This is a genomic window from Zarconia sp. (genome assembly GCF_057467645.1).
This window is the reverse complement of sequence record NZ_JBRJXU010000138.1, coordinates 1-10937: the sequence shown is the minus strand read 5'-3', so window position 1 is coordinate 10937 and position 10937 is coordinate 1. Positions and strand designations below refer to the sequence as shown.

General features: G+C 50.7%; 4 protein-coding genes. 2 read left to right on the top strand and 2 right to left on the bottom strand.

Going from position 1 to position 10937, the window contains the following annotated elements; genetic code table 11:
* Positions 1-292 precede the first annotated feature (292 nt).
* Complete coding sequence (locus AC2215_RS21410) at positions 293-2110, top strand: ABC transporter ATP-binding protein (RefSeq protein WP_486812045.1); 1818 nt, start codon at positions 293-295, stop codon at positions 2108-2110.
* A gap of 103 nt (positions 2111-2213) precedes the next feature.
* Here the strand turns inward: AC2215_RS21410 and AC2215_RS21405 are convergent, their stop codons facing one another.
* Together AC2215_RS21405 and AC2215_RS21400 are read right to left on the bottom strand one after the other, a co-directional pair.
* A complete protein-coding gene (locus tag AC2215_RS21405; protein WP_486812044.1) occupies positions 2214-4634 on the bottom strand; it encodes a DUF4231 domain-containing protein in 2421 nt (806 codons plus the stop codon).
* Positions 4635-4766: 132 nt separating this feature from the next.
* A complete protein-coding gene (locus AC2215_RS21400) occupies positions 4767-6431 on the bottom strand; it encodes a DUF4231 domain-containing protein (RefSeq protein WP_486812043.1) in 1665 nt (554 codons plus the stop codon).
* Positions 6432-7512: 1081 nt separating this feature from the next.
* Between AC2215_RS21400 and AC2215_RS21395 the strand changes: the two genes are divergently transcribed.
* The coding region (locus AC2215_RS21395) for a toll/interleukin-1 receptor domain-containing protein (RefSeq protein ID WP_486812042.1) at positions 7513-10937 on the top strand (3425 nt) is incomplete at its 3' end.

Genomic DNA, 10937 nt, shown 5'->3' with positions numbered 1-10937 from the left:
GGGTGTGGGGTGTGGGGTGTAGGGTGTGGGGGGCTTAGCCTGGATTATTCACCAAACCCTCAAGTCCCGATCTCTCTCGAACCTCAAAAAACAGACTGTTTTTCGGGTAGATTACCAGCCATAGTGCTTCTTGTGGTTTATTTACACTCTTGAAAAAATCGGTTTTTTCCATTCCCCGTTCCCCATTCCCCGTTCCCCGTTCCTCCAATTTTTTTCGATTGTAGTATAATAACGACTGCATACTACAAAAAATAATGGGGTAACCTTTGGGGTTCTCTCATTCCGGAGAGTCATGGCATCGTTTCGAGATATTCTCGATTATTTTCGCAGTTATTGGGGTACCGCAGTCTACAGTATCGCGATGACCAGCGCGTTTGAATTGGTCGATTTGGTCGTTCCCTATGTCATCGGGCAAATTCTCAACATCTTGGCCGGTGGCGAGTTAGACCGACCCCTACAGCAGTTGGTTGCAACAGTTGCTTCCATTCTCGGACAACCCGCAAATTCCTCGCTAGAACTGGGAGTTTTGCTGGGATTGGTGTTTTTGGTGACCGTTATCCGGGCGCCCGTGCAAGCTTGGTTCGGGGGGTGGTATCACTGGGCGATTTCCCTATCGGCCCGTCGCGATGGCGCTCGCCAAACCGTCGCCAAAGTCCTCACCCTGCCCCTATCATTTTACGAAGAACACAACCCCGGACGAATTGCCGGACGGGTCTCGCGAGGATTGGAAAATCATACCTGGATGTACCCGGAAATTGCCGGTCAACTGATTCCCAAGTTGATTCGGGTGTTGGGGATTTTCGTGGCAATTTGGTTCATCGAAAAGCGGATCGCGATCGCCTTTTTGGTCTCGTTTATCCTCATTCTCGGCTACAGTCTCAAATCCCTGGGAGCGATTATCCAACGGGAAAAACTCATCGACAAGTATATGGAGGGAACCGAAAGCCGCACGTCGGAGTTGATTACCAATATCAAAACCGTCAAAGCCTTTGCCACGGAAGCCCGAGAACTCGATCGCCAGCGGCGGCGACTGGCGCGGGAACACAACGTGATTATTAACCGGATTCACCGCAGCTACGTAAAGTTATCAACGGTGCAGCGAACCTTCGTTCAGATTTGCGTGTTCGGGGTTTTAATTTCTACCCTGTTTGCCACTCTTCAGGGTCGAATTTCTTTAGGACATTTCATCACCACCCTAACGATTTCTAGTATGGCTTATGCTGAAATCGATCCCATTAGTATCCTGGCTGAAGTGTTCGCCCGTCGCTATAGTGCGATGTTGCGGTTTCACAAGTTTCTCAAACGTCCGCTCGGAGACGATGCAGCGGGTTTATCCGAACCCAACATTGAGGAGAATTCCTATCGGTTTACGGGCAAAATGGAGCTGGCTGGGGTAACTTTCGGCTACGATGCGAAGCGTCCCATTTTGCAGAATATCAACTTACGCATCGAACCTTATCAAACGGTGGCACTCGTCGGGCGTTCCGGTTCGGGAAAATCCACCCTCGTCAAACTGTTATTCCGCTATTTTGAACCCGATCGCGGTTATATTTTCATCGATGGAGAGGATATTGGTCGCCTCGATGTCACTCAGTATCGGCGAAGGTTGGCGATCGTCCATCAAGATGTAGATATTTTTAACGGAACCTTGCTCGATAACCTGGTTTATGGTAACCCAGATATTAGTTTCGATCGCGTCAAAGAAGCTTGCAAAATTGCCCGCGTGGATGAGTTTATTTCCGAACTTCCCAAAGGGTATTATACCGTTGTTGGGGAGCGCGGCGTGCGACTTTCGGGGGGACAAAAGCAGCGATTGGGAATTGCGAGGGCGTTAATTGTCGATCCCGACGTGTTGATATTTGATGAGGCAACCTCGAGTTTGGATTACGAATCCGAGCGATCGATCCAAATGGCAATGCGATCGGTTTTTGGAACCCGCACCACGATTATTATTGCTCACCGGTTAAGTACCGTTCGAGATGCCGATAAAATTGTTGTTCTCGATGGTGGAAAAATTGCCGAAGTCGGTTCTCACGAAGAACTCTTGGCAAAAAATGGGATGTATTCTCGCTTGCATTCCCTCTCCGAAGCTGGAGAACTTCGAGCGTAGTTTCCGATGTCGCGATCGACAAATCATCTATATTTGAGCTGGCAATCGCGTTGGAAGCAAAACCCTTGAATTTTCGTGGCCGTCACCACCCACTTCCCCATCCTCAAACCCCCAGCACGGCTTTTGCCTTTTGCAAATATTGACGGCGATCCTCGAGACCGTTGTAGCCGCCGTTGACGTAGTAAGTGACATCTTCGAGGCTATCTTTGTCCGCATCGCCGTTGAGCTTTCGGCTATCCCAGTACCAACCGGCAACCATCACCGCGTAGGGAGCCTGTGCCACCAGTTCCGGTTGCGATACGAAATCCAGGTTCATCGCCTGAGAAAATTTTTCGTAGTTTGCCCGTCCGGTAAGTTGCATTAATCCGCGTCCTTTAAATCGCACCCCGTCTCCCGGTTGGGTATTGCCCAGGTCGCTCCGTCCTTCGTAGTCTTCCCCAGAAGCATACTCTTCCATCGCGTTGAAACAGTCCGACTCGTGCGCCACTTGAGCGATGAAATGGCAGATTCGCAAAGGCGTATTGATTTGGAAGCGCGTGAAGGTTTCATTTAAACCCGGGGTAAGTTCGCGCAGGCGATTGGCATCGGCATTCGGGGCAATTTGCATGAGTTGCTCGGCCGTGATGTATTGCCCGGTTGTTGCCGCACCCGGCGTAGCGGCCGGGAAACCTGGTGCGGCGGTTGCCGATGCCATCATTGCCGTTTGGGTGGGTGCAGTTTGAGCCGGTGCGGTTTGGGGTGCACCTCCGGGTATGGGGTTATCGTAGAACAGCCGTCCCCAGCCGGTTTTTGGACCATCCACCGTCCACCGAGCCTCCATAACATCGCGGGGATAGGTCAATCCGCCACCCTCTTCCGTGGCGTAACCGTCCAACAAGTCGCCATAGGGATCGTTGACAATGTAATCACCACTAGCAGTGCGACCGATGACCACAATCATATGTCCGCCACCAGACGGTGCTTCCAGAGGTCCGTGATGCAGAATACCAACCACAATCGGCAGCCCACTGGCAAGGGAGCGATCGAGATCCTCAAGACTAAGACTGGTGTTCCAAGTTGATTTAATCCCGAGATCTGTAAGTGCCTGGGTTTGGACACCATGGTCGGTGGTATCGCCATACTTAACCACATACTGCTGATAGTAATCGTCATCCCCGGTAATATTGGCCCCCAGATACTTAGCCGCCATGGCACAACTGGATGTATTACAGGTTCTATAAGGATCTATCTCATTGTCTCGTTGGGAGAAGTAGGGAACGGGGAGTTTTATTTCGCCATTACTCGCCGGTGCTGGAGCTGGAGGGGCTGAAGGAGCAGACGTTGCTGGGGGAGCTGGGGGAGCAGGCGTTGCCATGCTCGTACTCGAAGTTTGGAAGCCGTTGGGAGCTGCGCCCATTGCCGGAGCTGCGCCCATTGTCGGGGTCATACTCGAAGTTTGGAAGCCGTTGGGAGCCGCACCCATTGCCGGAGCTGCGCCCATTGTCGGGGCAATACTCGAAGTTTGGAAGCCGTTGGGAGCCGCACCCATTGCCGGATCCATGGCATTGGGATTCATGGCATTGGGATTCATGGCGTTGGGACTCATAGCATTTGCCATTGCATACCCATTGCCGGGTAAGATTTCCACATGTAATGCCCAGACAAACCAGACATTGCGGTTTTCCGGACCGATTCCTCGATCGAGGGTCACTTGTAGAAAATTATTGCCCGCATTGACATGGGACTGCAAGCCAAAGGTATTGCCATTGCCGACCCGAATTTTGTAGTTATCCGGTAGGGATTGTGCCGGTTGGGGAGCGAGGGTAAAGTCCGTATCCTGACGAACGCAGAGCCTACCCGCAGCCCCGGCACCTGGAAGAGCCGCTGGAGCTGTGGGAGCAGCCGGTGCAGCAATCTGCGCTTGAGGGGGAGGAGGGGGTTGCTTTAATCGGGCAAATAGTTCTTTATCCTCAGCCACGGCGTTGGCTGACTTGACAATTTGTTTGATTTGCTCGTTTTCTGCGATTTGTTGCTGTTGCAAAGCGGCAACGTAGTTTTTGACATCGTTTTTAATGACGCTTTCGACCCGATTGGCAAAGGTGGCGAAACCTTCCATGTGGTTGAGCAAATGTTCGTAAGAACCCGTCAATTGCAAGTATTGCCAGCCTTCCCCTTTGAGATCTTCGGCCATTTTGCGGTAATCTCGCCAACGATCGCCATAACGATGAAACTCTTCGAGGGCTGCACTCACGGCAATCACCTGACTCATGAAAAAGGGAATGTAGGGAAACCATTCGGGTAGGTTGTTCTTGAGCTGCATATTCAGCCCCACCAACGCGGGCAGAATCACCCCGCCAATAATCGTCGTCAGGCGCAACCGATAGTGCCATTTGCGAGATTGACCCGCTTTTTTATCAGCCCATACCACCTGATCGATCCAACGCTGTTTGAGAGACTGTTTGTACAGTGGCGGCAGTTGCAACTGTTCGACCAAGTCTCCTAGCTCTTGGCGCAGATACTGTTCGTAGGTCTTCTTCTTAGCCATGAGAATATGTTTGCAAAGAATCGTCGTTTATCAATCGATGGAGCAATGAAGGCTTCGAGAGCGTTAAGTTCGATCGTTTCTCTTGTAACTCCATCCAGAACGTCACCGCATATTCTATTTCTGAGTACCCGTTCATCCCAGCAAGCGGTAAATGACACTGGCACCACCGTAGTAGCCATCGAAATCCGCATCGCTTTCCCAGGAGAAAGAAGCACTACCGGAAGAGTTGGAGAGGACTCGACTACAACCATCGGTTAGCCCGACCCCAATATGGGCTTCTCCGGCGGCAATCACTAAATCCCCCGCTTTAGCGGTTTCCTTTGTCACCTGTTGTCCCCGTCCCTGTTGCAGCGCGCTCAGCACTGAGGGAACGTAATTGGGATTATCCCCAATCGATTGAATGCCAGCGTTCTGCAAGACTTTGTTCATCATCCAACCACAGGCATTAACACCGCCATCGGGACCCTCAGCACTGGACGTACCCCGCAGTTGCTGGGCTGAGGCGAGGATGCGGGCATTGAGGTCGTTGGCAATAGCAGGTTGCTGCATGGGTTGCTGCATTGGCGGTTGCATCGCAGGGTGGCCGTAGGCTGGAGGTTGTGCCACCGGTTGCTGCATGGGTTGTTGCATCCCTGGATTCGGGTAGGCAGCCGGTTGTGCCACCGGTTGCTGTATCCCTGGGTGGCCGTAGGCAGCCGGTTGTGCCACTGCTTGCTGCATAGGGGGCTGCTGCATGGGGGGTTGCATCGCAGGATTCGGGTAGGCAGCCGGTTGTGCCACTGCTTGCTGCATAGGAGGCTGCTGCATGGGGGGTTGCATAGCAGGATTCGGGTAGGCAGCCGGTTGTGCCACTGCTTGCTGCATGGGGGGATTTCCATAAGCCGCCAGTTGTGCCACTGGCTGCTGCATGGGAGGCTGCTGCATGGGGGGATTTGGATAAGCTCCAGAGCCGTTCGGTTGCCCCATTCCCAGCTGTCCTCCCGGCGGAAGAGCATTCATGGGAGCCGCTCCGCCATTGAGCATTCTGCCGCCGCCGTTATTGGGAGCGTTCGAGTACCCGCGCGGGGGTAATTGAGGGGGGGGTTCGGGTCTAGCGAATAATTCTTTATCGGCAGCGACTTCTTCCGCGTTTGCCAGAATTTGTTTGAGTTGCTCGTTTTCTTTGGTCTGTTTTTGCTGCAAGGCTGAGATGTAGCTTTGCATGTTGTCTTCGAGCAGGTTTTCGATTCGACCGGCGAACAGGGTATAGACGTCTTTGTGGGTGGCATTATGCTTACTGCGACGCCTGGGTTTGAGGGTCTGCCACTCTTCCTCATCGAAGTCTGCCACTTTGCGGCGCCGCAACGGTACAGTATCGTCTTCGCTATCTTTATGTTGGTAGGGACCGCTCAGTTGCAGGTATTCCCAGCCTTCAGCTTTGAGGTCTTCGGCTAGTTGTCGGTACTCGCGCCAGCGTTCCCCAAATCGCAAGAATTCTTCTGCAGCGGCACTCACTGCGATAATCTGACTTAAGGCAAAGGGGGCGTAGGGAAACCACTTGCTCCATGTATCGTTCTTGTCCCCAAATTGGGAGTTGAGTCCCACCAAAGCCGGAAGCAATACCCCGCCAACGATTGTGGTGAGGCGCAAACGGTAGTACCAGCGGCGACATTGGTCGGCTTTTTTATCTGCCCAAATGACTTGATCGAGCCAGCGACTTTTGAGAGACTGTTTGCACAGATCTGGAAGATCCAGTCCGTCGAGCATACTTCCCATCTCTTGGCGCAGGAAGTCATGGTAGGAGGTCTTTTTTGCCATGGGGGGCTTCCATTCAAGCAGTATGTTGTAATAGACATGTCGATCGCCCGGTTGTGAGTCTGCTGAGTCGATCCCCTCGATCGAACTCGAACAGAAAACGCTCGCCCAAATCGATCGCGTTGGGGGACGAAGGGGGGTTGAACTGGTAGATAGCACCCGATCTTAAACAGGGGTCACTATTTCGGATTGTGCATGAGTTCATTCTAACGTTGACATAACGGTCGGGCATACTGTTGAAATCATCGATTCGTGTAATCGAACTCACTTCATTCCAGGACATCGCGCTCTAGAGACTTTTGCGAATTCTGCGTTACAAAAGTTAACTTCGGGAAAATGACTCGAATACACCCGTTCTAAGATGTAAAACTTGCATTTTGACGTCACATCTGAAAATGCGAAAGAACGGAAAGAGCGAACTGAGGGTTTGAAGTCTTGGAAGTCAAGAAATTGCGTTCTTTGAGTCTCGATCGAGATGAGTCAAATTTGTTGCTTTTGAAGCGCCAGATCGACCCAGAATTGAAACCCATTCAATCGAGCGATGTCATTCTCCGTCTTCATACTGAGAAACAGAAGGGTTAGCTATCTAAAATTAGCGTAGAATTACCGATACGATTTTTTGACAAAGGTAATATATTGATTAGAAAATATCCGGTTAATATCATCGATCGGCAATAGAATCAAATCCGATCTTCAAGTCATCTACCCAGTGTTAGTCAAATAGTTGTACGGCAATCGTAAACCCTACGATTGGTTTTGGCTAGCTCTACTTTCAGTTTCAACAATCCGGATTATCGAGATCGATACGAGTCTATAGCAGTTCTCAAGTCATTGAGGTGCGATCGTGAATCTCAACTCCCCCTTTTATTAAGGGGGATGCAACGGGGATATTCCGGACCTCATTCATTTAAGAAATGCTATAGAAGAGATAGGTGGAGATTTTTCAGTATCTGTAAGTTTATCTATATCGGATCGAGAATCTCTTGAGTCTCCTGTAAGAAAATACATGGAGTCTTAAATCTTTGCTGCTATGCGGTCTTATTCTCATCTAGTTTGATTACTCAGCTTGAATAAAAAATCAAATATGAATAAAATTCTTGATGCTTTTATATCTTACGGACGAGCAGATAGTAAAGCTTTTGCGACCAAACTTCAACGTTGCTTAGATGAAAAAGGGTTTCAAGTTTGGTTTGACTTCAACGATATTCCCTTGGGGGTCGATTTCCAAAATCAAATTGATGATGGCATCGAAAAAGCCAGTCACTTTCTCTATTTAATTTCCCCTCATTCCGTTAATTCTCCCTATTGCCTCAAAGAAGTTGAGTTAGCCCTGAAGCTCAACAAACGAATCATTCCCCTGCTCCACGTCGAGGAAATTAGCCAAGAAACCTGGCTGCAACGGAATCCCAATGGAACCCCCGAACAGTGGGCAGCATACAAAGAACAAGGACGGCATTCGAGCTTTCCGAATATGCATCCCGCCATTGGCAAAATTAATTGGGTTTATTTCCGAGAAGGCATCGATGATTTTGATAAGTCTTTATCGGATTTAATCGCGTTAATGCGCACTCATAGCGATTATGTCGAGAAGCATACCCAGTTTTTAACCAAAGCCTTAGAGTGGGAGCGGCATCAAAAACAAACCAATTATTTATTAACGGGAGAAGAAAAACAGCAGGCTCAAAATTGGCTCAAGATTCACTTTGAAAGCGAGCAACCTCCTTGCCTTCCCTCCGATCTCCATTGCGAATATATTACTGAGAGTATCAAGAATGGCAATAACTTGATGACTCAGGTCTTCCTTTCCTATCCCACCCAGGAAAAGGAAACCATGGAGAAAATTCGCCATAGCCTGATGCGATCGAGTATTACGGTTTGGACGAATACTACGGATATTCAAACCGGGGAGGATTTTGGAGCGGCGCTCGATCGAGGCATCGAACAAGCGGATAATTTAGTTTACTTACTTTCCCCCGACTCCCTCGAATCGATTTACTGTCAAAAAGAACTAGACTTAGCGGTATCCCTCAACAAACGGATTATTCCCATCTTGGTGCGAAAAACCGACCCAGAGCAAGTGCCGCTAGAGTTACGAGAGTTGCAGTATATCGACCTGACGGACAATGTCAAGGAAGAAGATTACTTGCTCGATGAAAGCCAACTATTAAAGATTTTAAATCGGGATGCGGCTTACTATAACGAGCATAAGGTATTGCTAACCAAAGCTCTGAAGTGGAAGCGGCAAAAGGAGAATCCCAGTATTTTGCTGCGAGGGTATAACTTGCGCAGTGCCGAAGCGTGGTTGAAGGTAGCCCAGAAGCGAACGCAGCATCCTCCGACGCCATTACAGGAAGAGTTTATCACCCAAAGTTTGCGGCAACCCCCCCTCGAATCCCTCGATGTTTTTATTTCCTATTCCCGCGCGGATTCGGACTTTGCTCGGGAGCTAAACGATCGCTTGCAGATGCAGGGAAAAAACACTTGGTTCGACCAGGAAAGTATTGCCTCGGGAAGTGATTTTCAGCAGGAGATTTATCGGGGAATTAAAGCCTGCGACAACTTTCTGTTCCTGCTTTCACCGAAATCGATAAATTCACCTTACTGTGCGGATGAAGTGGAGTATGCCGCGTCGTTGAACAAGCGGTTCGTGACGGTGCTGTATCGGCAGGTGAATCCGGCCGATTTACATCCAGAACTGGCAAAGGTGCAGTGGATTGATTTTCATCACAATGATGGGGATTTTAATGCCAGTTTCAATCCGTTGGTGAGAACCCTCGATACCGATCGAGAACACGTTCACAGTCATACGAAATGGTTGCAGAGGGCGCTCGAGTGGGAACAGAAGGATAAAAATCATGACTTGCTGTTGCGCGGCAGTGAGTTTGCCGTGGCTCAAAATTGGTTAGCCGAAACAGAGCAGCAACAGAAAAAACCGGCAGCAGCTGCACTGCAGAAGGAATTTATCGAAGCCAGTCAAAACGCGATCGCAGCAGCAGAAGAGGAAGAAACGCGCCGCCAAGCCGAAATGCTGCGTTTACAGGAAGAACGGACCCAAGAAGCGGTCGCCAGGCTGGCAGAACAGGAAAAAAGTGCCAAACGCCAAAAGTTCTTTCTGGCAACGGTGAGTGTGGCTTTAGTGGCGGCTGTTGGGGTCAGCGTCGTAGCAGTGGTTCAGTGGCGGAAAGCCGAATATCACCGGCAGCGAGCCACAAAAGTCACGGAAGGTCAAATCGATGCTTTAAGTCGATTTTCCGGGCTGCTAAATCACTCAGAGCGGAGGTTTGATGCTCTACTCGAAGGAATCCGAGCGGGAGTGCTTCTGAACACCTTGTCTGAAGATAAACCGGAATTCCAAGAGCCAATTGCAACCGCTTTGCAAGTGGCAGTGTACGCAGAAGGATTTAAAGAGGGCAATCGGCTTATTCGCCATCAAGATCGGGTGATCGGCGTCGCCTTTAGCCCCGATAGCGAGACCCTTGCCACTGCCAGCGAGGACAACACGGTGAAACTTTGGAACCGGCAAGGAGAGTTGCTTGACTCCCTCGAAGGTCATCAAAATGTTGTCAATAGCGTCGCCTTTAGCCCCGATGGCGAGACCCTCGCCACTGCCAGTGATGACAACACGGTGAAACTTTGGAACCGGCAAGGAGAGTTGCTTCAAATCCTCGAAGGTCATCAAGATCGGGTTGCCAGCGCGATCTTTAGCCCCGACGGCGAGACCCTCGCTACCGCCAGTGCTGACAACACGGTGAAACTTTGGAACCGGCAAGGAGAGTTACTCCAAACCCTCGAAGGTCATCAAGATCGGGTTGCCAGCGTCGCCTTTAGCCCCGACGGTCAGACCCTCGTTACCAGCAGTGCCGACAAAACCGCCAAATTTTGGAACCGGGAGGGAGAGTTACTTCAAACCCTCGAAGGTCATCGAGATAAGGTCAACAGTGTTGCCTTTAGCCCCGACGGCGAGACCCTCGCCACCGGTAGTTGGGACAACACGATTAAACTTTGGAGCCGGCAAGGAAAGTTACTTCAAACCCTCGAAGGTCATCAAGGTCGGGTTTACAGCGTCGCCTTTAGCCCCGACGGCGAGACCCTCGCTACCGCCAGTGTCGATACAACCGCCAAACTTTGGAACCGACAAGGAGAGTTACTCCAAACCCTTGAAGGTCATCGAGATCGGGTTGCCAGTGTCGCCTTTAGCCCCGACGGTCAAACCCTCGCCACCGGCAGTGCCGACACAACCGCTCAACTTTGGAACCGGGAGGAAGAGTTACTTCAAACCCTCGAAGGTCATCGAGAGGGGGTCAACAGCGCCATCTTTAGCCCCGATGGTGAGATCCTCGCTACCGCTAGTGATGACAAAACCGCCAAACTTTGGAACCGGCAAGGAGAGTTACTCCAAACCCTCGAAGGTCATCGAGAGGGGGTCAACAGCGCCATCTTTAGCCCCGACGGTCAAACCCTCGCCACCGCTAGTGATGACAAAACTGTCAAACTTTGGAACCGGCAAGG